21 protein-coding genes are annotated in these 22,900 nt (G+C 67.4%); 4 read left to right on the forward strand and 17 right to left on the reverse strand.

Features of this window, described 5'->3' with window-relative positions; translation table 11 throughout:
• Positions 1–10 precede the first annotated feature (10 nt).
• From PM1_RS27260 to PM1_RS27275, 4 genes are all read right to left on the reverse strand, one after another.
• Complete coding sequence (locus PM1_RS27260; protein WP_009615613.1) at positions 11–343, reverse strand: phage holin family protein; 333 nt, start codon at positions 341–343, stop codon at positions 11–13.
• A gap of 280 nt (positions 344–623) precedes the next feature.
• Positions 624–1,130 (reverse strand): GNAT family N-acetyltransferase, encoded by a 507-nt coding sequence (locus PM1_RS27265; protein WP_238603208.1) that lies wholly within the window; start codon positions 1,128–1,130, stop codon positions 624–626.
• A gap of 40 nt (positions 1,131–1,170) precedes the next feature.
• Positions 1,171–1,530: a PA0613 family protein gene (locus PM1_RS27270; protein WP_009615611.1), complete on the reverse strand. Its 360-nt coding sequence runs from the start codon at positions 1,528–1,530 to the stop codon at positions 1,171–1,173.
• A gap of 17 nt (positions 1,531–1,547) precedes the next feature.
• Entirely contained in the window at positions 1,548–1,757 is a 210-nt protein-coding gene (locus tag PM1_RS27275; protein WP_009615610.1) for a TraR/DksA C4-type zinc finger protein, read from the reverse strand.
• Positions 1,758–2,152: 395 nt separating this feature from the next.
• Here PM1_RS27275 and PM1_RS27280 point away from each other — a divergent pair, with 395 nt between their 5' ends.
• Positions 2,153–2,911, forward strand: a complete 759-nt coding sequence (locus PM1_RS27280; protein WP_009615609.1) for an XRE family transcriptional regulator — start codon at positions 2,153–2,155, stop codon at positions 2,909–2,911.
• Between the two features lie 129 nt (positions 2,912–3,040).
• Complete coding sequence (locus PM1_RS27285; RefSeq protein WP_009615608.1) at positions 3,041–3,349, forward strand: pyocin activator PrtN family protein; 309 nt, start codon at positions 3,041–3,043, stop codon at positions 3,347–3,349.
• A gap of 291 nt (positions 3,350–3,640) precedes the next feature.
• Here PM1_RS27285 and trpE read toward each other — a convergent pair whose 3' ends face one another.
• From trpE to PM1_RS27335, 10 genes are all read right to left on the reverse strand, one after another.
• Positions 3,641–5,128, reverse strand: coding sequence for an anthranilate synthase component I (gene trpE, locus PM1_RS27290; protein ID WP_009615607.1), 1,488 nt, complete (start codon positions 5,126–5,128; stop codon positions 3,641–3,643).
• A gap of 70 nt (positions 5,129–5,198) precedes the next feature.
• Positions 5,199–6,023 carry a phosphoglycolate phosphatase gene (locus PM1_RS27295; RefSeq protein ID WP_009615605.1) on the reverse strand — a complete coding sequence of 275 codons (825 nt, stop codon included), beginning with the start codon at positions 6,021–6,023 and terminating at the stop codon, positions 5,199–5,201.
• Positions 6,023–6,697 carry a ribulose-phosphate 3-epimerase gene (gene rpe / locus PM1_RS27300; protein WP_009615603.1) on the reverse strand — a complete coding sequence of 225 codons (675 nt, stop codon included), beginning with the start codon at positions 6,695–6,697 and terminating at the stop codon, positions 6,023–6,025. The genes PM1_RS27295 and rpe overlap by 1 nt, the downstream gene beginning before the upstream one ends.
• Before the next feature lie 477 nt (positions 6,698–7,174).
• Positions 7,175–8,002 (reverse strand): ABC transporter permease, encoded by an 828-nt coding sequence (locus tag PM1_RS27305; protein ID WP_009615601.1) that lies wholly within the window; start codon positions 8,000–8,002, stop codon positions 7,175–7,177.
• Positions 8,003–8,015: 13 nt separating this feature from the next.
• Positions 8,016–9,263 carry an ABC transporter permease gene (locus tag PM1_RS27310; protein WP_009615600.1) on the reverse strand — a complete coding sequence of 416 codons (1,248 nt, stop codon included), beginning with the start codon at positions 9,261–9,263 and terminating at the stop codon, positions 8,016–8,018.
• Positions 9,264–9,437: 174 nt separating this feature from the next.
• The gene (locus tag PM1_RS27315; RefSeq protein ID WP_009615599.1) at positions 9,438–10,496 is read right to left on the reverse strand and encodes an ABC transporter substrate-binding protein; all 1,059 of its coding nucleotides are present in this window, start codon (positions 10,494–10,496) and stop codon (positions 9,438–9,440) included.
• Positions 10,497–10,537: 41 nt separating this feature from the next.
• A complete protein-coding gene (locus PM1_RS27320) occupies positions 10,538–11,647 on the reverse strand; it encodes an ABC transporter ATP-binding protein (RefSeq protein ID WP_009615598.1) in 1,110 nt (369 codons plus the stop codon).
• Between the two features lie 345 nt (positions 11,648–11,992).
• Complete coding sequence (locus tag PM1_RS27325) at positions 11,993–13,030, reverse strand: ABC transporter substrate-binding protein (RefSeq protein ID WP_024128032.1); 1,038 nt, start codon at positions 13,028–13,030, stop codon at positions 11,993–11,995.
• Positions 13,031–13,172: 142 nt separating this feature from the next.
• Positions 13,173–13,802, reverse strand: a complete 630-nt coding sequence (locus PM1_RS27330; RefSeq protein WP_009615596.1) for a response regulator — start codon at positions 13,800–13,802, stop codon at positions 13,173–13,175.
• A 38-nt stretch (positions 13,803–13,840) separates the two neighbouring features.
• Positions 13,841–16,264 (reverse strand): PAS domain-containing sensor histidine kinase, encoded by a 2,424-nt coding sequence (locus tag PM1_RS27335; protein ID WP_009615595.1) that lies wholly within the window; start codon positions 16,262–16,264, stop codon positions 13,841–13,843.
• 142 nt (positions 16,265–16,406) lie between these two features.
• Between PM1_RS27335 and PM1_RS27340 the strand changes: the two genes are divergently transcribed.
• On the forward strand, positions 16,407–17,447 hold the full coding sequence (locus tag PM1_RS27340; protein WP_009615594.1) for an alpha/beta hydrolase family protein: 1,041 nt from the start codon (positions 16,407–16,409) through the stop codon (positions 17,445–17,447).
• A gap of 14 nt (positions 17,448–17,461) precedes the next feature.
• Here the strand turns inward: PM1_RS27340 and PM1_RS27345 are convergent, their stop codons facing one another.
• From PM1_RS27345 to PM1_RS27355, 3 genes are read right to left on the reverse strand one after another with little or no spacing between them, the layout of a single operon-like run.
• Positions 17,462–18,220, reverse strand: a complete 759-nt coding sequence (locus PM1_RS27345) for a DnaJ domain-containing protein (protein ID WP_009615593.1) — start codon at positions 18,218–18,220, stop codon at positions 17,462–17,464.
• The gene (gene murU, locus PM1_RS27350) at positions 18,221–18,895 is read right to left on the reverse strand and encodes an N-acetylmuramate alpha-1-phosphate uridylyltransferase MurU (protein ID WP_009615592.1); all 675 of its coding nucleotides are present in this window, start codon (positions 18,893–18,895) and stop codon (positions 18,221–18,223) included. It lies immediately after the preceding gene.
• Positions 18,892–19,908, reverse strand: coding sequence for an aminoglycoside phosphotransferase family protein (locus tag PM1_RS27355; protein ID WP_009615591.1), 1,017 nt, complete (start codon positions 19,906–19,908; stop codon positions 18,892–18,894). The genes murU and PM1_RS27355 overlap by 4 nt, the downstream gene beginning before the upstream one ends.
• 1,272 nt (positions 19,909–21,180) lie before the next feature.
• Here PM1_RS27355 and ltrA point away from each other — a divergent pair.
• Positions 21,181–22,893 (forward strand): group II intron reverse transcriptase/maturase, encoded by a 1,713-nt coding sequence (gene ltrA, locus PM1_RS27360; RefSeq protein WP_024128031.1) that lies wholly within the window; start codon positions 21,181–21,183, stop codon positions 22,891–22,893.
• Positions 22,894–22,900 lie beyond the last annotated feature (7 nt).

Below are 22,900 nucleotides of genomic sequence, written 5' to 3' on the forward strand. Positions count from 1 at the left end.
ATGGATTCGTTCAGCGACGCTCGTGGTCGCTGTCGCTCAATTGGCAGACACCCAGGCGGCGGGCCGCCCAGCGTTCGTAGAGGCCGACGGCGATCTCGGCGCCGGCCGCCGCGGTCAGGCTGCCGACGGCGGCGCTGAGCAGCAGCGAGGCGCCGCAGGCCAGGGCCAGGAACATCACCGCCACGCCGCAGACGATCGAGGCGCCGGAGCGCAACGCCAGGCGCCGCAGCAGCCCCCAGCCGCCCAGGCCGGCCTTGTCGGCCCGCCACATCTCGCCGCTGACGCCGCCCACGGCGGCCAGCAGGATCGATACCCACAGCGGCATCTCGGGTTCATTGCCCATGGGTTCACCTTGAAGACAAACGCCCGCGCCGGCGGGCGGAACCGGCGGCTATCAGCCAGCCGGGGATTACGGCCGCAGGCCGCGGAAGCGGGCGGCGGAAACGAAAAAGCCCGGCGCTGGGGCCGGGCTCGACGAGGTTTTCAGCGGTGCTCCCTGGGGACGCACCTTTGCAAGATTGATGACTTTGTACCCCCCGATTCCCGGCCGGACAAGGCATTTCCGCCCTGGCACCGCAATAGGTGGGCAATGCACCGGCAACGCACCGGCGATGCACCGCGATTCAGCCCAGGGGCTTGCTCAGCAGCACCGTGGTGAAGCCGCTGTGCCATTCCTCATCGGAGTAGAAGTCGATTTCCGCGTAGCCGTGCCTGGCGTAGAAGGCGCGGCTCTGAGTGTTGAAGGTGTCGGTCTCCAGGCGCGCCTGCGCATGGCCGGCCGCGGCCATCCGCCGTTCGGCGAAGCGCAGCAGGGCGCTGCCGGCGCCGGCGCGTTGGGCGCGGGGCGAGACGTGCAGGGCATCGATGAAGTCGTCGCGCCAGTCGACCAGGCCGATAACCTCGCCGCCCAGGCAGGCCAGGTGGAAATGCCCGAGGCGCGCCTGGACGTAGGCGCGGGTGCGCCCTGCCGCTTCGAAGCGCGCTCGCGCCTCGGCGGTCAGTTGGGGTTTCCAGGTGGTTTCGTAGGTTTCGCCGAGTATCCGCAGGATCGCCTCGGCATCGGCCGGGCTCGCGGGGCGCAGGGTGAGGGAGGTGCTGTCCATGGCCGCGAGCATAGCGCAGCGGCGCATGGGTGGAGCAAGCCCGGCGCGGGGGCCGGGCTTGGCGGGGTCAGGCCACGCGGCGCAGCAGGCGGGCCTGGATGCTCTGATGCGCCACGTGCAGGCGCAGGTAGAAGGTGTTGCGGCTGCAGCGGCAGTGGCGGTACTTCTGCTCGGGTTCGCTGTCGCGGTTCAGGTAGTGTTCGCTGACCACCTGCTTCTGCTGCTCGGGCAGGCCGTTGACGATCAGGTCCAGCTCGGCGACGCGGTCGAGCAGTACCCGGCTGCCGCGGGTGCCGCGGATCATCTCGCCCTTGTTGGCGATCATCAGCGCCAGCAGGTTGCCGCCGGCATAGCCGCCACCGGCCACGCCCGGGCTGTGCATTTCCTCGGCCCAGAGCCTGAGCATTTCATCGATCGGCTTGATCACGTTTGCCTCCCGCGCCTTCAGCGGCGTCGTTCCAGTTCGTCCAGGGCCTGGCAGTCCAGGCAGCGGTTGCAGCCGGGCACCGCCAGGCGGCGGGCCTCGGGGATGGGCTCGCCGCAGACCTGGCAGTCGGCGGCGGCGGGCTCCGGCTCGCTGCCGCGCCGTGCCGCCAGCAGGGCGTCGAGGCGTTCCAGGGCCAGGTCGTTGGCGTAGTCGGCGAGATCAGCCATGGGCGACCTCCCCGTGGTGTTGCGCTGGTGCGTTCATGCTTTTCTCCGGGCGACGACCTGCCCTGCGCGTGCCGTCCTGCGGCCGCGTTGCCAGGTCATTCGCGTGCTGTTTGTCGATGCGTGGCGCCCAGGTGGACACCACTCGCCGTGCGGAAGCGGTGCGCTCCTCGCCCGCTTCCGCCGTCAGCCTGCCCCGTGACGCACGGGCCACAGGCAACCCACGGCCTCCCTGCCGCGGAAGACGGAAGCGCCGGCACCCTCGTGTCGGATCGCGTCCGCCGCCGGCTCGGAAACAACCTTCAGAAGGCCGGCGAAGGAAAAACTACAACCAAAGCTATTTATCGTCAACACCAAAGCTATTTACACTTCCCCGGAGCGGGCGGTAGAGTGCCGCCATGAACAGCACAGCCCGCCCCTCTACGCTCGCCGAGCGCCTCAAGCAGGCCATGGCCACGCGCAACCTCAAGCAGGAGAGCCTCGCCGAAGCGGCCGGGGTCTCGCAGAACACCATCCACAAGCTGACCGCCGGCAAGGCGCAGAGCACCCGCAAGCTGATCGAGATCGCCGCGGCCCTGGGCGTCTCGCCGGTCTGGCTGGGCACCGGCGAAGGCTCGCCGCAGGCCGCCACGCCACCGGCTGACGGCAGCCCGCTGCGCCTGGAGCCGCTGCACCCCTGGGATAGCAGCACGCCGCTGGACGAAGACGAGGTGGAACTGCCCTTGTACAAGGAAGTGGAAATGTCCGCCGGCGCCGGGCGCACCGCGGTGCGCCAGATCGAGGGACGCAAGCTGCGCTTCTCCTACGCCACCCTGCGCGCCGCCGGGGTCGACCCGGACGCGGCCATCTGCGCCCAGCTCACCGGCAACAGCATGGAGCCGCTGATCATGGATGGCTCCACCATCGGCATCGATACGGCGACGACGCACATCACCGACGGCGAGATCTACGCCCTGGAGCACGAGGGCATGCTGCGGGTGAAGTTCCTCTACCGCCTGCCGGGCGGCGGCATCCGCCTGCGCAGCTTCAACCGCGACGAGTACGGCGACGAGGAATACGACGCCCAGGCCATCCAGGCCAGCCAGCTGAGCATCATCGGCTGGGTGTTCTGGTGGTCGACGGTGCGCCATCGCCGAGCGCCCACGCTGGTTCGCTGAGCCTTCCCCAACCCCGCCGCGGCGGGGTTTCTTCTGCGCGAAGGAAAGCCGGGCGAACGGCGATTGCCAGGAAAAACAACAAAAGCTATATTTCCTCCATCGAACGACAACCGCAAGCAGGAGGAAGCCATGCTGCCGTCGAACTCCGACACCCAACCGGCGCCACGTCAGGAAACCGTGGCGCTGGTCTACCAGATCTTCGGCGACGTGCTGGTGCCCCTGGAGCAGGTGCGCGAGCGCTGGTTCCGCAACCTCAACCGGGAGAACTTCGGCAAGGCCCTGGCCTGCGGACGCATCGCCCTGCCGGTGACCACCCTGGACGACAGCCACAAGGCCATGCAGTACGTGGCGGTGGATCACCTGGCGGCCTACGTCGAGCAGCGCGCCAGCCTGGCGGATGCCGCCCTGGCCCGGCGCCGGGCGGGGCAGCAGGGGTGATGGGGTGAGCGAAATGCCGCGCTCGCATCGTAGGAGCAACAGTCTTGCGCCGAGGTGCCCTCCGTAGGATGGGTTGAGCTTGCGATACCCATGCTGTCGCGGTGATGGGTATCGCTTCGCTCAACGCCATCCTACGAAAAGCCGTGCTTCCTGAGCGGATTTATCCGCGATTGCCCGGCACGGGCTCAACCATCGCGGACAAGGTCCGCTCCTACGGGAAAACTGCGGGCACCAACGAAAACGCCGTTTCCCCTCCCGGGGAAACGGCGTTCTGCATTACGGCAGCAGCGCTCAGTCTTCGAGGCGCGCGGTGTGTTCGGCCAGGGCCACCGCGCGGAACATGGCGCGGCGCTTGTTGATGGTTTCTTCCCACTCCAGCGCCGGCACCGAGTCGGCGACGATGCCGCCGCCGGCCTGCACGTGCAGTTCGCCGTTCTTGATCACCGCGGTGCGGATGGCGATGGCGGTGTCCATGTTGCCGTTCCACGCCAGGTAGCCCACGGCGCCGCCGTAGACGCCGCGCTTGACCGGCTCCAGCTCGTCGATGATTTCCATGGCGCGGATCTTCGGCGCGCCGGACAGGGTGCCGGCTGGCAGGATCGCGCGCAGGGCGTCCATGGCGCTGAGCTCGGGCTTGAGCTGGCCGTTGACGTTGGAAACGATGTGCATGACGTTGGAGTAGCGCTCGATGACCATCTGCTCGGTGACCTTCACCGAGCCGGTCTGCGACACGCGGCCGACGTCGTTGCGGCCCAGGTCGATGAGCATCAGGTGCTCGGCGATTTCCTTGGCGTCGGACAGCAGGTCCTGCTCCAGGGCGCGGTCGGCTTCCTCGGTGGCGCCGCGCGGGCGGGTGCCGGCGATCGGGCGCACCGTGACCTCGCCGTCCTCCACCCGCACCAGCACTTCCGGCGAGCTGCCCACCACGTGGAAGTCGCCGAAGTTGAAGAAGTACATGTAGGGCGTCGGGTTGAAGCAGCGCAGCGCTCGGTACAGGTCGATGGGCGCGGCCTTGAAGTCGATGGACATGCGCTGCGAGGGCACCACCTGCATGCAGTCGCCGGCCAGGATGTATTCCTTGACGGTGTCCACCGCGCGCTCGTAGTCCTCGCGGGTGAAGCTGGCGCGGAACTGCGGCTCGGGCGCGTTGACCGCGGCGAAGTCCAGGCCCCGGCGCGGGGTGATCGGCTGGCGCAGGCGCTGCAGCAGTTCCTCCAGGCGCGCCTGGCCCTTGTCGTAGGCGTCCGCCTCGGCCGGGTCGGCGAGGACGATGGCGTGCAGCTTGCCGGCCAGGTTGTCGAAGACGACCACGGCGTCGGAGACCATCAGCAGGATGTCCGGGTTGCCCAGCGGGTCCGGGTTCGGGCACTGCGCCAGGCGCGGCTCGACGTAGCGCACGCAGTCGTAGCCGAAGTAGCCGACCAGGCCGCCGTTGAAGCGCGGCAGGCCCGGCAGGGTCGGCACGCGGTAGCGCTCCTTGAACTGCTCGACGAAGGCCAGCGGGTCCTCGCAGTCGAAGCGCTCGCTTTCCACGCCGTCGACGCTGACGCTCACGCTGTGGCCGTACACCCGCAGCACGGTGCGGCACGGCAGGCCGATGATGGAGTAGCGGCCCCACTTCTCGCCGCCCTGCACCGATTCCAGCAGGTAGCTGTTGGCGCCGTCGGCGAGCTTCAGGTAGATCGACAGCGGGGTGTCGAAGTCGGCGAGGGTTTCGCAGGTCAGGGGGATGCGGTTGTAGCCTTCGGCGGCCAGCCGCTGGAATGCGTCGCGGTTCATGAGCGGTCTCGTGCGAGGAGGTGGAACGGGCAGTGGCAAACGGGCGCCGGGAGGTCCGGCCGGAGGAATATCAGGCGCGCCAGCGCCAGCGGGCCAGGGCCTTGATGACTTTCATCCAGAGTTTGCGGGGAGCCGTGTCCAGCACGTTGGAGTCTCGATGGGCGGGGTTGGAACCGTCGTCCGGCAACACTATCGCTTTGCCCGGGTCGAAGCAAGGCAGCAGTTGGCGCAGGTCGTCCAGCACCAGGCTCGGCTGCTCCTCGGCGATCGGCCGGCCGTGGTTGTAGCCGTAGGTCAGGCCGACGCTGCGCACCCCGGCGGCCTTGGCGGCCAGCACGTCGTTGCGCGAGTCGCCGACGAACAGCGCCTCGCCGGGCGCAACGCCGGCAGCCTTCATCACGAACAGCAGCGCGGCCGGGTCGGGCTTCTGCTGCGGCAGGGTGTCGCCGCCGACGATCCAGCGGAAGAACTTGCCCAGGCCCATCTCGTCCAGCAGCGGGGCGACGAAGCGCTCGGGCTTGTTGGTGATCAGCGCCAGCTCCACGCCCTGTTTCTTCAGCCATTTCAGGGTGTCCACCACGCCGGGGTAGACCTCGGTGAGCGCGTGGCTGTCGGCGTAGGCGTCCATGAACAGCGCCAGGGCGCGCTCGGTGTCCTCCTCGCTGACGCCTTCATGCTCGATGCCGCCGGCCAGGGCGCGGCGCACCAGCACCCGGGCGCCGTTGCCGACCCAGTGGCGCACCTGCTCCAGCCCGGCGGGCGCGCGGCCCATGCCGAGCAGGGCCTTGTCCACCGCGGCGGCCAGGTCCGGCACCGAGTCCACCAGGGTGCCGTCCAGGTCGAACATCACCAGGCGCGGCAGGCGCCCGGCGAACAGCGCTTGGGCAGCGCTCATCACTTGCCGGCCTGCGCCAGTTCGGCGTGCATGGCGCGGATGACCTCGGCGTAGTCGGGGGCGTTGAAGATGGCCGAGCCGGCGACGAAGGTATCGGCGCCCGCCGCGGCGATCTCGCGGATGTTCTTCACGTTCACCCCGCCGTCGATCTCCAGGCGGATGTCGCGGCCGGAGGCGTCGATCAGCGCGCGGGCCTCGCGCAGCTTGTCGAGGGTGCCGGGGATGAACTTCTGCCCGCCGAAGCCGGGGTTCACGCTCATCAGGAGGACCATGTCGATCTTGTCCATCACGTACTTGAGCGCGTCCAGCGAGGTGGCCGGGTTGAACACCAGGCCGGCCTTGCAGCCGCCGTCCCTGATCAGTTGCAGGGAGCGGTCGATGTGCTGGCTGGCTTCGGGGTGGAAGGTGATGTAGGTGGCGCCGGCCTCGATGAAGTCGCCGATGATGCGGTCCACCGGGGAAACCATCAGGTGCACGTCGATGGGCGCGGTGACGCCGTACTTGCGCAGCGCCGAGCAGACCATCGGGCCGATGGTCAGGTTCGGCACGTAGTGGTTGTCCATCACGTCGAAGTGGACGATGTCGGCGCCGGCGGCGAGCACCTTGTCCACGTCCTCGCCCAGGCGGGCGAAGTCGGCGGAGAGAATCGACGGGGCGATGGCGTAGGGTTGCATGGCGCACCTCTGTGGGCGGAATCACGGATGGCGCGCATTGTAGCCGCTCGGAGCGAGCGAGGGGGATCGAGGCGATGGTTGTAGGAGCAACTGTCTTGCAGGCTGCGCCGAGGCGCTTTTCGTAGGATGGGTTGAGCTTGCGAAACCCATGCGGTTGCAGTGATGGGTATCGCTTCGCTCAACGCCATCCTACGAGAAGCAACATCGGCGTAGGGCGTATAACCGTTCGCGGTTATCCGCCGCTGACCGGGGCACCGGGGAGCCGGCGTGGCGGGTGAATCCAATCGCGGACGGAGTCCGCTCCTACGCCCGTGCTTCCCTGTAACCGTAGGAGCTGCGGTCTTGCAGGCCGCGCCGAGGCGCTTTTCGTAGGATGGGTTGAGCTTGCGAAACCCATGCGGTTGCGCTGATGGGTATCGCTTCGCTCAACGCCATCCTACGAAAAGCCGTCCCCGCCTGCGGCGCAGGAGCGGCGGATCAGGTGGTGGGCGCGGTACGCAGTTTCTCGCTGCGGCCGCGCAGCCATTCCAGGGTCAGCAGCAGCAGGACCGAGAAGCCGATCAGCAGGGTCGCCGCGGCGGCGATGGTCGGGCTGAGGTTCTCCCGGATGCCGCTGAACATCTGCCGTGGCAGGGTGGCCTGCTCGGGGCCGGCGAGGAACAGCGTCACCACCACTTCGTCGAACGAGGTGGCGAAGGCGAACAGCGCGCCGGAGATCACCCCGGGGGCGATCAGCGGCAGGGTCACCTTGAAGAACGTCAGCAGCGGCGGCGCGCCCAGGCTTGCGGCAGCGCGCACCAGGTTCTGGTTGAAGCCCTGCAGGGTCGCCGACACCGTGATGATGACGAAGGGCACGCCCAGCACCGCGTGCACGATGATCAGCGAGATGTAGCTGTTGCCCAGGCCTAGCGGGGCGAAGAACAGGTAGGCGGCCACACCGATGATCACCACCGGGACCACCATCGGCGAGATCACCAGGCTCATCACCAGGGCCTTGCCGCGGAACTCGCCGCGGGTCAGGCCGATCGACGCCAGGGTGCCGAAGACCATCGCCAGGAAGGTGGCCGCCGGGGCCACGATCATGCTGTTGGTCAGCGAGCGCATCCATTCGGCGCTGTGGAAGAAGTCGGCGTACCAGCGCAGCGAGAAGCCCTGCAGCGGGTAGACCAGGAAGGTGCCGGAGTTGAACGACAGCGGCACTATCACCAGCACCGGCAGCACCAGGAACAGCAGCACCAGGCCGCAGAGGATGCGCAGGGTGTAGAACCACACGCGCTCGACCGGGGACATGTAGGGACTCAGCATCGTCTTTCTCTCCTCAGCTCAGGCGCAGGCGGCTCGCGCCCACCAGCCAGCCGTAGATCACGTACAGCACCAGGGTGGCGAACAGCAGCAGGCCGCCCAGGGCCGTGGCCATACCCCAGTTGATGGTGGTGTTGGTGTAGAAGGCGACGAAGTAGCTGACCATCTGGTCGTTCGGGCTGCCCAGCAGGGCCGGGGTGATGTAGTAGCCGATCGACAGGATGAACACCAGCAGGCAACCGGCCCCGACGCCGGCCACGGTCTGCGGGAAGTAGACCTTCCAGAAGGCGCCGAACGGGTGGCTGCCCAGGGAGATGGCCGCGCGCATGTAGCTGGGCGAGATGCTCTTCATCACGCTGAAGATCGGCAGGATCATGAACGGCAGCATGATGTGCACCATGGCGATGTACACGCCGGTGCGGTTGAACACCAGTTGCAGCGGCTGGTCGATCAGGCCCAGCTTGAGCAGCGCGCCGTTGATCAGCCCGCCGGACTGCAGCAGCACGATCCAGGCCGCGACGCGCACCAGGATGGAGGTCCAGAACGGCAGCAGCACCAGGATCATCAGCAGGTTGCTCTTGCGCGTCGGCAGGTTGGCCAGCAGGTAGGCCAGCGGGTAGGCCAGCAGCAGGCAGATGACGGTGATCACCGCGCCCATCCAGAAGGTGCGGGCGAAGATGTCCAGGTAGATGGACTGGTCCGGGGTGGCCGGGGCCAGCTCGCCGAGGTCGTCGATGCGGTGGTCGAGGGCCGCGAGCAGGTAATAGGGGGTGATGCTGCTGGCGTTGCGGCGGATCACCTGCCAGTAGGCCGGATCGCCCCAGCGCTCGTCGATGGTCTCCATGGCGTCCTTGTAGGAAGCCGGTTGCTCCTTGAACGGCAGGGCGCGGGCGGTCTTGGCCATCAGGCTGCGGTAGCCGGCCAGTTCCATGTTCAGGCGCTTGGAGAGGTCACCGATGGTCTGGTTCTTGCGCGCAGCGTAGAGGTCTTCGCTCAGGGCCTGGTAGACCGCGTCCGGCGGCAGCGACTTGCCGTCCCAGGTGGTGATGGCGTTGACCGTCTTGGGCAGCGAGCCGACCACTTCGGGGTTGTACACGCTCTTGTAGAGCAGCGCGGCGATCGGCACCAGGAAGGTCAGCAGAAGGAACAGCAGCAGCGGCAGGACCAGCGCCTGGGATTTCAGGCGGTTCATCCGCTCCGCACGCGCCAGGCGCTGCTTCAGGGTGGGGCCGGCGACCTCGTTCAAGGACACAGCGGTGGCCATAGCGAACTCCGGTAAAACGGGCCGCCCGCGAGGGCGGCCAAGGTGTGGTGTATCGGGTGTGTCACGGCGAGCGCCGCCGCACCGGGAGCTTTTCCCGGCGGGAACGGCCCGCAGGGCCTGCGGGCCGTGGCATCGCTGCCGCGGTTGCCGCCCGGGCGGGCGGCGGGGCCTGCCTTACTTGGCGGCCCAGGCGTTGAAGCGCTGTTCCAGCTGCTCGCCGTAGTCGGCCCAGAAGGTCACGTCCATGCCCACCTGGTTGGCGATGTTTTCCGGGGTGGTCGGCATGTTGGCCTGCACGCCCTTGTCCAGCAGGTTCACGGTGTTCTTGTTCACCGGGCCGTAGGCGATGTTCTCGGCGTAGATCTTCTGCTGCTCGGGCTTGACCGAGAAGGCGATGAACTTCAGGGCCTCTTCCTTCTTCTTGTCGCCTTTCGGGATGGCCCAGGCGTCGAAGTCGTAGATGCCGCCGTTCCACACGACCTTCAGGTTGCTTTCCTTCTGCACCGAGGCGATGCGGCCGTTGTAGGCCGAGCTCATCACCACGTCACCGGAGGCGAGGTACTGCGGCGGCTGGGCGCCGGCTTCCCACCACTGGATGCTCGGCTTGATCTCGTCGAGCTTCTTGAAGGCGCGGTCCTGGCCTTCCTTGGTGGCCAGCACCTTGTACACGTCCTTGGGCGCGACGCCGTCGGCCATCAGGGCGAATTCCAGGGTGTACTTGGCGCCCTTGCGCAGGCCGCGCTTGCCCGGGTACTTCTTCAGGTCCCAGAAGTCGGCCCAGCCGGTGGGGGCGGTCTTGAGCTTGTCGGCGTTGTAGGCCAGCACGGTGGACCACACGAAGAAGCCGACGCCGCAGCTGCTCACGGCGCCGGGGACGTAGTCCTCGGCCTTGCCGAGGATGGCCGGGTCGATTTCCTCGAACATGCCTTCGTCACAGCCGCGGGCCAGCTCCGGCGATTCCACCTCGACCAGGTCCCAGGTCACGCTGTTGGTGTCGACCATGGCCTTCACCTTCGCCATCTCGCCGTTGTACTCGCCGGCGACGATCTTGTTGCCGGTGGCCTTCTCGAAGGGCTGGTAGAAGGCCTTGGTCTGGGCATCCTTGTTGGCGCCGCCGAAGGAGATCACGGTCAGATCGGTGGCCGCCATGGACTGCGCGGCGCAAGCCAGGCCGAGGGTCAGCGCGGCGAGCTTGAGGCCGGCCTTCGACGGGTGGAACGGGGACTTCGACATTATTCTTCTCTCCACAGTGTGCTGGTTTGTTTTTCTTCGAATCAGGCCGCCGACAGCGGGTCGAGGGCACGCACGTGCTCCACGGCCCAGCCCAGCGGTACCACATCACCCACGCTCAGCGCAGGGTCGAGCTCGGCGATCGGCTGCTTGACGAAGAAATCGGTGCGGCCGCAAACCTCCAGGCGGATGCGCACATGGTCGCCAAGATAGATGAACTCGGCCACACGGCCGGAGAAGCGGTTCACGCAGCTTTCGCTGTGCCCGTTCAGGCGCACCCGCTCGGGGCGGATCGACAGGCTGACGGGGTCGCCGGGCTGGCCGACGTTCACCGCCAGCGCCTCGACCTTCTCGCCACGCGCCAGGGTCACCACGCAGCGCTCGCCCTCGTGGCTGGCCAGTTGCCCGGCGATGCGGTTGTTCTCGCCGATGAAGTTGGCCACGAAGGAGTTGCGCGGGTGTTCGTAGAGTTCGTGGGGCGGGGCGATCTGCTGGATCTCGCCCTGGTGGAACACCGCCACGCGGTCGGACATGGTCAGCGCCTCGCCCTGGTCGTGGGTCACGTAGACCACGGTCACGCCCAGGCGCTGGTGGATGTGCTTGATCTCCATCTGCATGTGCTCGCGCAGCTGCTTGTCGAGCGCACCCAGGGGTTCGTCCATCAGCACCAGCTGCGGCTCGAAGACCAGCGCCCGGGCCAGGGCCACGCGCTGCTGCTGACCGCCGGAGAGCTGCGCCGGGTAGCGCCCGCCGAAGGCGTCGAGCTGGACCATGGACAGCGCGCGCTTGACGCGCTCGGCCACGTCGGTCTTGCTCATGCCGCGCACGGAAAGCGGGAAGGCCAGGTTCTCCGCCACGGTCATGTGCGGGAACAGGGCATAGTTCTGGAACACCATGCCGATGTCGCGCTTGTGCGGGGGGACGTTGTTGATGGAGCGGCCGGCCAGCTGGATCTCGCCGGAGGTGGGGGTTTCGAAACCGGCCAGCATCATCAGGCTGGTGGTCTTGCCGGAACCGGACGGCCCCAGCAGGGTGAGGAATTCGCCTTTGCGAATATCCAGGTTGAGGTCTTTGACGATGAGCGTCTCGCCGTCGTAGCTCTTCTGGACGCCACGGAAGCTCACCAGCACATCGTTCGCCTGAGTCTCGGCCATAACCGCACCTTTTGTATTTGTAAGAAGTTGCCGTGAAGCAAGACTAGAGAAGCCTGCAGCGCGCGCAAATCGGGCGGGAAGAGAACTTGCTATAAGGGTAGAAGAGGATCGTCTGTAGGGCGATCCCTACACGAAAAGTGTGGCTATCAGTCGCAGGAAGCCGGCGTCGCATTGACTGCGACACCGGCATATCCGAAAGCGACCTGGAGCCTGTCTACGATCTCGCGAGCTAGAGCAGGACAAGGCGGGAACAGGCGAGTGAGCGGAGTTTAGGCCGCTAAATGAGCATCGCTCGCCTGTTCTCAACGCAGTCATGCCGACGCGCAGCAGATCGTAGGCAGGTTCTCAGCGTTTGGCCCAGTCCTGAAAGCGCTTCTCCAGAGCATCGCCATGCTCGGCCCAGAAGGCCACGTTCATGCCCAGCGCGTCGGCCATGTTGCGCGGCGCGGTGGGCAGGTTGGCGGCCACCTGCGGGTCGAGCTGCTCCACCGCCTTGCGGTTGGTCGGGCCGTAGGCGATGTTCTGCGCATAGACCTTCTGCTGCTCGGGCTGGCTGGCGAAGGCGATGAATTTCTCCGCCAGCTCCTTCTTCCACGCCCCGGACGGCAACGCCCAGAAGTCGAAGTCGTAGATGCCGCCGGCCCAGGCCATGCGCAGGCCCTTCTGCTCGGGCTGGGCCGCGGCGATGCGGCCGTTGTAGGCCGAGCTCATGACCACGGTGCCGTCGGACAGGTCGCGCACCGGGTCCTGGCCGGACTTCCACCAGTGGATGCTCGGCTTGATCTCGTCGAGCTTGCGGAAGGCGCGGTCGACGCCGCCGGGGGTGCCGAGCACCTGGTAGACGTCCTTGGGCGCCACGCCGTCGGCCATTAGGGCGAACTCCAGGCTGTACTTGGCGCCCCAGCGCAGGCCGCGCTTGCCGGGGAATTTCTTCAGGTCCCAGAAATCGGCCCAGCCCTGGGGCTTGCCCTGCAGCTTGTCCTGGTTGTAGGCCAGCAGGGTGGTCCAGACGAAGATGCCGACGCCGCAGGGCTGCACCGCGCCGGGCACGTAGTCGGCGGGGTCGCCGATCAGGCGCTGGTCGAGCTTCTGGAACAGGCCCTCCTGGCAGCCGCGCGCCAGCTCCGGCGCCTCCACCTCGACCACGTCCCAGGACACATGGCTGATCTCCACCATCTGCCTGAGCTTGTCCAGGTCGCCATTGTAGGAACCATGCACCACCGCCGTGCCGGTGGCCGCCTTGAAGGGTTCGTAGAAGGCCTTCTCCTGGGCCGCCTTGTTGGCCCCACCGAAGGAAATCACCGTCACGTAGTCCGCCAGCGCCGGCGTGGCGACAGTCCCCAGCAGGCCGGCCAGCAGCCCGCCCCGTACCGCTCGCAACAACATCCTTCTTCTCCTTGTTCTGATGAAGTACCCCACTGAGCGGGCAATGATTCCCTTTCGCCAGCCGGCGAGGTAGCCGGGCGTTGCAAAAACCGGAAGGGACTCACATAAGCATCGGCGAATCGCCCCGCCGCGCACCGGCTCAGACCAGCTTGTGCTCCACGGCATACTTGACCAGGTCGGCCACCGAATGCGCGCCGAGCTTCTGCATCAGCCGCGCCTTGTGGGTGCTGATGGTCTTGCTGCTGACCGCCAGGTGCTGGGCGATCTCGTTGACGCCCTCGCCCTTGACCAGGCGTTCGAACACCGAGAACTCGCGCTCGGAGAGCAGCGCGTGGGGTGGCCGCGAGTCGGTCAGGCCGACCTCGAAGACCATGCGGTCGGCCAGTTCCGGGTCGATGTAGCGGCCGCCGCTGGCGACCTTGCGGATGGCGGTGAGCAGCAGCGCCGGGTCGCTGTCCTTGGTGGCGTAGCCGGCGGCGCCGATCTTCAGCGCGCGGGCGGCCATCTGCACCTCGTCGTGCATGGACAGCATGAGGATCGCCGGCGGATCGTTCAGCGCGCGGATCCGCGGGATGGCCTCCAGGCCGTTGACGCCGGGCATGGAGATGTCCAGCAGGACCACCTCGCAGGGCACATGGCGCAGGGTTTCGAGCAACTGCTCGCCGTTGGTGGCCTCGCCCACCACCTGCAGGTCCTTGGCCATGCCGATCAGTTGCTTGATGCCCTCACGGACGATGGTGTGGTCTTCGGCCACCAGTACTCGAATCACGCTGCCCTCCCCGAACAGACAAAACCGCGCCGGCCCCGTTACGGCCCCGGCTCCGGCAATTCCCCCGCATCCAGCGGCACGCGCACCCGCAGGCTGCTGCCCTCCCCCGGCTGGCTGTCGATCTCCAGCTCGCCGCCGAGCATCAGCACGCGCTCGCGCATGCCGACCAGGCCGAAGGAGCTGCCGCCCCAGGCCGCCGCGGTGTCGAAGCCGCGGCCATCGTCGCTGATGCTCAGGCAGAGTTCGTCGCCCTCCACCCGCAGGGCCAGTTCCACAGTATGCGCCTGCGCGTGGCGCATGACATTGGTCAGCGCCTCCTGGAGGATGCGGAACAGCCCGATGGCCTTGGCGTCGCCCAGGCGCGGCGGGTTCTCCGGCACCTCCACCAGGCAGGGGATGCCGGTGCGCGTCTCGAAGCGCCGCGCCTGCCACTCCAGCGCCGAGCCGATACCGGCGTCGAGGATCGGCGGGCGCAGGGCCGAGGCCACGTCGCGCACCAGCTGGAACAGCTGGGCGATGAGCTTCTTCATGTTGCCCAGGCGCTCGCTCAGGCCGGGGTCCAGTTCGCCGTAGCCCAGCTCGCACATGGAAGTCTCCAGCTTGAGCACGGTCAGCACCTGGCCCAGCTCGTCGTGCACTTCCCGGGCGATGCGCGCCTTCTCTTCCTCGCGCACGCTCTCCAGGTGCGCCGACAGCTCGCGCAGCTGCGCCCGCGATTGCGCCAGCTCCAGCTCGATCTGCTTGTTCTCGCTGATGTCCCAGACCACGCCGTCCCAGGCCAGGCGGCCGTCGTCCAGGCGCCGCGCGGTGGCCTTGATGTCCACCCAGCGCGGCTCGCCGGAACGGGTCAGGATGCGCCCCTGCCAGTGCCAGTTCTTGCCGCCGGCCACCGCTTCCAGTTGTCTCGCGAGGTAGCCGTCGCGGTCGCCCGGGTGCACCAGGCCGAGGATGCCCAGGCCGCTTTCGCGCAGGTAGCCGGGGGAATAGCCCAGCGAGGCCTCGCTGCCGCCGCTGATGAAGCTGAGGTGGGCGAAGTCGGAGCCGCCCGGGGCGCTGGGCTCCAGGCGGAACACCAGGCCGGGGACGTTGGCGGCGATGCCCTGCAGGCGCGCCTCGCTCTCTTCCAGGGCGGCGCGGGCGCGGCGCCGCTCGGTGGCGTCGTTGAGGAACACCAGCAGGTATTCCGAGCCGCCGAAGCGCAGGAAGCTCAGCGACACTTCCGCCGGCAGCCACTGGCCGTCGGCGCGGCGCAGGTGGCTTTCGAAGCTCAGCGGGCCTTCTTCGCTGTTGCGCGCGCGGCGCCAGAGGTCGAGCCAGGCGTCCATGTCCAGGCCGGGCTCGAAGTCCGCCAGGGGCCGCTCGATCACCTCGCCGGGGGCGTAGCCGAGCATGTCCTCGGCGGCGCGGTTGGCGTAGCGCACGTGGCTGTCCCAGTTGACCCAGAGGATGCCCACGGTGCTGCTGTCGATGGCGAACTGCGTCAGGCGCAGGGCTTCCTCGGCCGCCTGGCGCAGCTCCATGTCGCGGCGCGCGGCGAGCAGGCGCTGCTCCAGCACGTTGCGCTGGCGGCGCAGCCACAGCGCGGTGGCCAGGGCCAGCGCCAGCAGCAGGCCGAGGAGGATGCAGAGGTTCTGCCAGAAGCCGGGGGACTGCCCCAGGCGCGGGTACTGCGGCTGCAGCCAGCGCTCGTGCAGCTGGTCCAGCTGCTTGGCCGGCAGGGCGCGCAGGCTGGCGTCGAGGATGCCGGCCAGCTCCGGCAGGTCGCGGCGGGTGGCCAGGCGCAGCAGCTGCGGATAACCGATATCGGCCAGCACGCGGAAGCCGGAGAACTCGACCTCGCGGCTGAGGCGGGCCAGGTGCGCCTCGTCGACCACCGCGTAGCTGGCCTCCTGGCCGAGCACCCGGCGCAGGGCTTCGCGGTCGCTGTCGGTGAGCTGCAGTTCCAGGCCCGGGTAGGTGCCGCGCAGGTAGTCGGATACCGCGCCCGGGCCGCGCAGCGCCACGGGTTCGAGCACGCCCAGGCGCTCCAGCTCCACGGAGCCGGGACCGTCGCGGAAGCCGATGAGCAGGCGCGGCACCCGCAGGTAGGGGTCGGAGAACAGCCAATCGCGCAGGCTGGAAGGGGTCTGGCCGAGCCCCGGCGCCAGGTCGATTTCGCCGGCGCGGGCGGCACGCTCCAGTTCATCCTGGTCGGCATAGACGCGCCACTGCAGGCTCACCTGCAACGCGCCGGCGATCCAGTCGAGCAGTTCGACATGGGCGCCGGAGAGCTGCTGCAGGCGCCGGTCCTGCTGGGCGTAGGGCGCATCCAGGACCACCCCGACGCGCAGCTGCGGGTGCGCTTGCAGCCAGGCGCGCTGGGCGGCGTCCAGGGGCACACCGGGCGGCGCGTCCTGCGCGGCGCCCCACAATGGAATGCACAACAGGAACGCCGCCACGGCGTTCCAGCACAGTCGTCCCATGCCCGCTCCCCGAGAAAAAAGCGCGCCTACATTACCCCATGGCGGGGGGAACCCGGAAAGGCCGGTGCCTGACAAAGCAGAAACAAGGGATTAGTCTGGCCGTTTTGCCAGGCCAGCCCGAGCCACGCAAGGAACCCGCCCCATGTCCCGTCCCGCACAGCCTACCCGCCTCGCCCTCTGCCTGGCCCTGAGCCTGGCGCCCCTGGTGCCGGGCTGGGCCGAAGACACACCGGCCAGCCCGCCCGGCCCGGCGGTGGCGCCGGCAGCGCCCGCGCGCCCGGCCCTGGAGGAACGCAGCCAGGACGAAGCCAGCGCCCTGCAGCAGCGCCTGCCGCAGAAGCAGCAACAGACGCTGCAGGCCGGCGAGGAAAGCTTCCTCGCCCTGTGGCTGCCGGCCAACGCGCCGCAGGCCGAGGGCGTGGTGATCATAGTCCCCGGCGATGGCGAGAACCCCGACTGGCCGGTGGCGGTGGGCCCGCTGCGGCGCAAGCTGCCCGACGCCGGCTGGCAGACCCTCGCCCTCGGCCTGCCCGACCCGCAGGACAGCCAGCCGGTGCCGCGCAAGGAAAGCCCGGACAAGGCCGCCGCCGACAGCGACGCCGGCGCCAGCAGCAAGGACGTCCAGGGCGAATCCGGCGCCGCCACGCCCACGCCGGAAAGCACCGCCGAAGCCGGCAGCGGCGAGCCGGCCCAGGCCAGCAGCGAGGCGCCGCCGGCGCCGGATGCGGCCATCGAGCGGCGCAAGGCCTATGCCGAGCGGGTCATGGCGCGCATCCAGGCCGGCCTCGACTTCGCCCTGCAAGGCAAGCCCAGGAGCATCGTCCTCCTCGGCCACGGCACCGGCGCCTACTGGGCGGCACGCTACCTGGCCGAGCGCGAACCCGGCGAAATCCACAACCTGCTGATCGTCGACGCCGAAGTGCCGCGGGACTTCCGCCCGGCGCTGGAAGACATGGTGCCGCGCCTGCAGTTGGCCACCGGCGACTTCTATTACAAGGACAGGCGCGTGGACCGCGAAGCCGCCAAGGCCCGCTTGCAGGCAAGCCGGCGCGAGACCGGCAAGACCTACGTGCAGATCGGCATGAACGCCCTGCCGGCCGACCGCGCCACCGAGCAGGACCAGCTCTACCGGCGCATCCGCGGCTGGCTGTCGCTGCACATCAAGCAGGCGCCCGCCGAGTAAACCGGCCCCGAGCCCTAGCGGAAGCCGCGGCGCTCGCGGACCAGGGCATAGGCCTGCTGGATCTCGCGGGTCTTCTCGGTAGCGGCGGCGATGCGCGCCTCGCCGGCGCCGGCCAGCTTGTCCGGGTGGTGCTGGCTGATCAGCCGGCGGTAGGCGCGCTTGATCTCCTCCACCGGGCTGTCGTCCTCCACGCCCAATAAACGCAGCGCCTGGCGATAGCTTTCCGCCCGGCTCGGCGGCGCGCGCAGGGCCTCGGCGCCGGCGGCCAGGGACAGCACGGTGGCGCGCGGCAGGCCGAAGCTCTCGCCCCAGCGCAGGATCAGCGCCTTCTCCGCCGCGCTCGGCGCGCCAGCCGCCCAGGCCATGCGCCAGCAAGCCTGCAGCAGGCCGTCGACGCTGGGCCGCAGGCCCCGACACTGCTGCACGCCCTCCTCCAGGCGCGGCCCGCCGTGCTTGCCGCGGTTGAAGGCATCGATGGCGCGCAGACGGCCGGCTTCGTCCAGGCCCAGGCGCAACATTTCCGCCCGAGCCTGCTGGATATGCGCGTCCTGCACGCGGCCGCGGCTCTTGGCCACGCGGCCGAGCAGGAGGAACAGCAGCTCCTCCTCCGGCACCCGCGCGCCGCCGCGCAGCTCATCGAGGAGTTCGCGCCAGCTGCGCCGGCGCAGGCGACGGTCCAGCACCTGGCCGAGCAGGCCGCCGAGCATGGCCCCGGGGATGCTCGCCAGCGCCCAGCCGGCGACTATGCCTATCAGGGTGCCCGGCCAGAACATTCAGCCGGCCGCCAGCAGACGTTCGACTTCGGCCAGGCGCTCGTGGGTGCCGACGTCCACCCAGCGCCCGCAGTGCAGCTCGCCGCTGACGCGGCCGGCGGCCATGGCCTCGCGCAGCAGCGGCGCCAGCCTGAAGGCGCCGCCCGTGCAGGCGGCGAACAGCGCCGGGTGCAGTACGGCGATGCCGCTGTAGGTGTAGCTGGGCTCGCCTTCGCGATAGTCGCCGACGCGTTCACCCTCCAGGCGGAAGTCGCCGCGGGTATTGTGCCCAGGGTTGTCCACCAGCACCAGGTGCGCCAGGTCGCCCTCGGCCAGCGCGCCCTGCAGGCGCGCGTAGTCGAAGTCGGTCCAGATGTCGCCGTTGACCAGGGCGAAGGGCGCCTCGCCGAGCAGCGGCAGGGCGCGGAAGATGCCGCCGCCGGTCTCCAGCGGCTCGCCTTCGGCGGAATAGCGAATGGCGACGCCGAAGCGCGAGCCATCGCCGAGGTAGTCCTCGATCTGCTGGCCCAGCCAGGCGTGGTTGATCACCAGGTCGTGGAAACCGGCGCGGCGCAGGGCCAGCAGCTGGTGCTCGATCAGCGGCCGGCCGCCGGCCGGCACCAGCGGCTTGGGCGTGTGCAGGGTCAGCGGGCGCATGCGCTCGCCCTTGCCGGCGGCGAGGAGCATCGCCTTCATGGCGCCACCGGTTGCGGCAGCTCGGCGAGCAGCGCGCCCAGGTCGGCCAGCTCGGGTCGGCGGGCGACGACGCTGTCGAGGTAGCGGAAGAAGCGCGGCACGTCGCCCAGGTAGCGCGGCTTGCCGTCGCGGTGGCAGATGCGCGCGAAGATGCCGATCACCTTCAGGTGGCGCTGCACGCCCATCAGGTCGCTGGCGCGGAAGAACTCCTCGAAGGTCGGCGGCAACGGAATGCCGGCGGCCTGGGCCTTGCGCCAGTAGCGGCTGAGGCCGTCGTGCACGCGCGGCTCGGGCCAGCTGAGGAAGGCGTCCTTATAAAGGCAGGTGACGTCGTAGGTCACCGGGCCGTACACCGCATCCTGAAAATCGAGGATGCCGGGGTTCGGCTCGCTGAGCATCAGGTTGCGCGGCATGTAGTCGCGATGCACCAGCACCCGCGGCTGCTCCAGCGCGCTGCTCACCAGGCGGTCGCAGGTGCGCTGCCAGCGCGCCAGTTGCTCGCCTTGCAGCTCGATGTTCAGGTGACGGCCCAGGTACCACTCGGGGAACAGGCCCAGCTCGCGGCGCAGCAGCGCCTCGTCGTAGGCCGGCAGGCGGCCTTCGGCCGGCACCTGCTGGAAGGCCACCAGGGCATCCAGGGCATCCTCGAAGAGCGCCTCGGCGTTCTGCGGGTTGAGCACGTCCAGGTAGGTCTGGCGGCCCAGGTCGTCGAGCAGCAGCAGGCCCTGCTCCAGGTCCTGGGCAAGAATCCGCGGCACGTGCACGCCGGCCTCGGCGAGCATGCCGGCCACCTTGACGAAGGGGCGGCAGTCCTCCTGGGGCGGCGGCGCGTCCATGACGATCAGCGTGCGGCCCTCGCCCTGCCAGCGGAAATAGCGGCGGAAGCTGGCGTCGCTGCTGGCCGGGGTGAACTCGGCGGGCGGCACCGGCCCCCATCCCTCGGCACTGAACACTACGGGTAAACAAGAGTCCAACCAGCGATTCAGGAGCTGGTAACGGGCATCCTCAGACATCTTTGGGGGTTCTCCACGGCCCTAGCCGTTGCGCGGGTCATGCTTTATTATCCAGCATCTTGTGCGACACGCGTAGCGTGTCTCCGACTCCAAGCTGTAGGGCCAGCTTGGAGGATTTCCGAGAGGAAATCGCACGCTTGGGTATCCATCCCCAGGAACCAAAACCCGCCCAGAAGTCCATTGCCTTCAAGGACTTGCCGCAGCGGCGGTGGCAACCCCAAGGTCGCCTAGCACTCGGAAGCGCGACTGCGAACCGGCTCTTTTCGGTTCTGGAGTGCATGCCCAATGGAGGGTGTTATGAATGAGATGAGCCAAGATACCTTCGGCATAATCATGCTCACCGGCTTGCTTCTCGTCTGTTTAGGGATGGCAGCCTGGGCGGATTGGCCGAGGATCAAAAGCTACCTCAAACGACCGCCCTCCAAGCACTAACCCCGGCCCTTGTGGCCTAACCCTTGCGGGAGAGAATCCCCGCTGGGGTTCCTCCTGCCTCAAAACAGGAGGAAACCTTCCCCGAGAGCACGCTGCGCCCGCAGTACCTGCTCACATCAAACTGGAGACATGGGCGGAAGCTCTGTCTGTCATTGTCCAACCACGCCCATCAGGGTGCGGTAGCGGACTCGTTGTGCGACCAACGGTAGCCTACGACGACGTGCATCGCTGGTAACGGCGTTGTGCGAAGCTCGTCCGACAACGTAGCCCCCTATCCAGGGTGCAGTCCTTCCGCGAGGCAGACTGCAGATACTCGGAGCAGTACCGGGTTGAGGCGCCAGGCTGGCTGGTATGGGCAACACATGTGAATCGCTGATAAACACCGTAAGGATAGCCATGCCAAAACTGCTGTCAGGCATGAACCAAAAGGTATGTGGTCGGTTATCTCCGTGGGATGTGGGGATACGTCGCCTTCAAGACCACCGGTGAAAAGGCGAGTCCTAACCCAGTCGTGTGACAGATAGGGAACGTGGTAAGCCCGTATCGCCGCCCTCTGGGCAGGGGAGCCGCAAGGCGAACTGTTGGTGGTGCGGGTATGGGATCGCAGAGAAAGCGAATGCCGGGCTGTAATGGTCTGGATAGGGGTTGAGACATCACCCCACGGGAAACCGGGCAGACTTCTGCGTGGTCTTCCGTCGCAACAGCTCTGACAGAGACCGTCTCAATCAACCCAGGGCCAGCTTCCACCGGCCCTTAACAAACCTACCCTGGCGGGTGCCCCACCCCGTCAGGGGCGGCGTGCACCTTCCGCTCGGGTAGTTCACTTGAGAGGAAAGCAGCATGAAAGAGCTCAGCCAACAGGCCGGGCCTGCGCTTTCCGGCGCTCCACAGCAATGGCACGACGTCGATTGGAGTCGTGTCCAGCGGAACGTCCGGGGAATGCAGGTGCGGATTGCGAAGGCTTGCCGGGAAGGCAAATGGCGCAGGGTGAAAGCCTTGCAACGGATGCTGACCCGCTCGAAGTCGGCCAGATACTTGGCCGTACGGAGAGTCACGGAAAATCAGGGGAGCCGCACGACGGGAGTCGATAAGCAACTCTGGGATACACCCAACGCGAAATGGGAAGCGGTTGGTCAGTTGAAGACGCGGGGATACAAGGCGCGGCCTCTACGGCGCGTCTTTATCCCGAAGTCGGATGGCCGGGAACGCCCTTTGGGTATCCCGACCATGACGGATAGAGCCATGCAGGCGCTATATCTGCTGGCGCTGTCTCCTGTCGCAGAAACCCGGGGCGATCCGAATAGCTACGGCTTCAGGATCGAACGCTCCACGGCGGACGCGATGGCGCAGTTGTTCGTATGCCTATCCAAGCGAGCTTCCGCTCAATGGGTGCTGGACGCGGACATCGAAGGGTTCTTCGACAACATCAACCATGATTGGCTGATAAGGAATGTCCCCACGGATACACGAGTACTCCGGCAATGGTTAAAGGCCGGTGTTGTACACCGAGGGCAGTTGCACGCAACGGATGCAGGTACGCCACAAGGGGGGATCATCTCCCCAACCTTGGCAAATCTGGCGCTGGATGGGCTGGAATCACTCCTCAAGCAACATTTGGGGGTGACGAGGGCGAAGAGGCTGAAGATCAACGTGGTGCGTTACGCGGATGATTTCGTGATCACTGGCGCCTCCCCGGAGGTACTGGAAAACGAGGTCAAACCCTGGGTGGAGCAGTTCCTGGCGGTACGCGGGCTGCGGCTTTCTCCCAAGAAAACCCGCATCGTCCACATCGACGAAGGCTTCGACTTCCTTGGATGGAACTTCCGAAAGTACGACGGAACGTTGTTGATCAAGCCGAGCAAGAAGAACGTCAAGGCGTTCTACGGCAAGGTCAGAGAGGTGATCGACACCCACAAGACGAGTAAGCAGGAGGACTTGATCCGACTGCTAAATCCAATCCTGCGGGGGTGGGCGCTTTACCATCAGCCAGTAGTGGCCAAACAGGCGTATAGCCGGATGGATAACAGGGCGTTTGTTAAGCTCTGGCGCTGGGCCAAAAGGCGGCATCCAAACAAGTCCCTGGACTGGATACGGAAGAAGTATTTCCGTCCACAAGGGGAACGCGGATGGGTGTTCGCCACCACGGTTCTGGAAGCGAACGGAACAAAACGGGAAGTCGAGTTGTACCAGCTTGCAGGGACACCGATCGAGCGGCACAAAAAGGTGAGTGGGGAATACAACCCCTACGACCCGACCATGGAGGCGGCAGGCGAAAAACTGCGCATGGAACGGATGCTGAACAAGCTGAAGTACCGGAAGCAAATCGCCAGTCTATTCACCAGCCAAAGTGGGTTATGCGCGCTATGCAAACAGCCGATATCCAGGGAAACCGGGTGGCACGATCACCACATTATCTACCGCTCACAAGGCGGTGGAGACTCCCTGGAGAACCGGGTACTATTGCACCCCATTTGTCACCAACAGCTCCACGCACGTGGTCTGCATGTGAGCAAACCGGCCCCCTTGGGGGTTTTGGATAGGCCTGAGCCGTAAGCGCTGA

This window comes from Pseudomonas sp. M1 (assembly GCF_022760135.1).
Lineage (GTDB): Bacteria > Pseudomonadota > Gammaproteobacteria > Pseudomonadales > Pseudomonadaceae > Pseudomonas > Pseudomonas citronellolis.

What these genes read in the sequence shown, in the direction of transcription:
- PM1_RS27260 (WP_009615613.1), bottom strand. Translation starts at nt 343, where the DNA reads ATGGGCAATGAACCCGAGATGCCGCTGTGGGTATCGATCCTGCTGGCC.
- PM1_RS27265 (WP_238603208.1), bottom strand. Translation starts at nt 1,130, where the DNA reads ATGCGCCGCTGCGCTATGCTCGCGGCCATGGACAGCACCTCCCTCACC.
- PM1_RS27275 (WP_009615610.1), bottom strand. Translation starts at nt 1,757, where the DNA reads ATGGCTGATCTCGCCGACTACGCCAACGACCTGGCCCTGGAACGCCTC.
- PM1_RS27280 (WP_009615609.1), top strand. Translation starts at nt 2,153, where the DNA reads ATGAACAGCACAGCCCGCCCCTCTACGCTCGCCGAGCGCCTCAAGCAG.
- PM1_RS27285 (WP_009615608.1), top strand. Translation starts at nt 3,041, where the DNA reads ATGCTGCCGTCGAACTCCGACACCCAACCGGCGCCACGTCAGGAAACC.
- trpE (WP_009615607.1), bottom strand. Translation starts at nt 5,128, where the DNA reads ATGAACCGCGACGCATTCCAGCGGCTGGCCGCCGAAGGCTACAACCGC.
- PM1_RS27295 (WP_009615605.1), bottom strand. Translation starts at nt 6,023, where the DNA reads ATGAGCGCTGCCCAAGCGCTGTTCGCCGGGCGCCTGCCGCGCCTGGTG.
- rpe (WP_009615603.1), bottom strand. Translation starts at nt 6,697, where the DNA reads ATGCAACCCTACGCCATCGCCCCGTCGATTCTCTCCGCCGACTTCGCC.
- PM1_RS27305 (WP_009615601.1), bottom strand. Translation starts at nt 8,002, where the DNA reads ATGCTGAGTCCCTACATGTCCCCGGTCGAGCGCGTGTGGTTCTACACC.
- PM1_RS27310 (WP_009615600.1), bottom strand. Translation starts at nt 9,263, where the DNA reads ATGGCCACCGCTGTGTCCTTGAACGAGGTCGCCGGCCCCACCCTGAAG.
- PM1_RS27315 (WP_009615599.1), bottom strand. Translation starts at nt 10,496, where the DNA reads ATGTCGAAGTCCCCGTTCCACCCGTCGAAGGCCGGCCTCAAGCTCGCC.
- PM1_RS27320 (WP_009615598.1), bottom strand. Translation starts at nt 11,647, where the DNA reads ATGGCCGAGACTCAGGCGAACGATGTGCTGGTGAGCTTCCGTGGCGTC.
- PM1_RS27335 (WP_009615595.1), bottom strand. Translation starts at nt 16,264, where the DNA reads ATGGGACGACTGTGCTGGAACGCCGTGGCGGCGTTCCTGTTGTGCATT.
- PM1_RS27340 (WP_009615594.1), top strand. Translation starts at nt 16,407, where the DNA reads ATGTCCCGTCCCGCACAGCCTACCCGCCTCGCCCTCTGCCTGGCCCTG.
- PM1_RS27345 (WP_009615593.1), bottom strand. Translation starts at nt 18,220, where the DNA reads ATGTTCTGGCCGGGCACCCTGATAGGCATAGTCGCCGGCTGGGCGCTG.
- murU (WP_009615592.1), bottom strand. Translation starts at nt 18,895, where the DNA reads ATGAAGGCGATGCTCCTCGCCGCCGGCAAGGGCGAGCGCATGCGCCCG.
- PM1_RS27355 (WP_009615591.1), bottom strand. Translation starts at nt 19,908, where the DNA reads ATGTCTGAGGATGCCCGTTACCAGCTCCTGAATCGCTGGTTGGACTCT.
- ltrA (WP_024128031.1), top strand. Translation starts at nt 21,181, where the DNA reads ATGAAAGAGCTCAGCCAACAGGCCGGGCCTGCGCTTTCCGGCGCTCCA.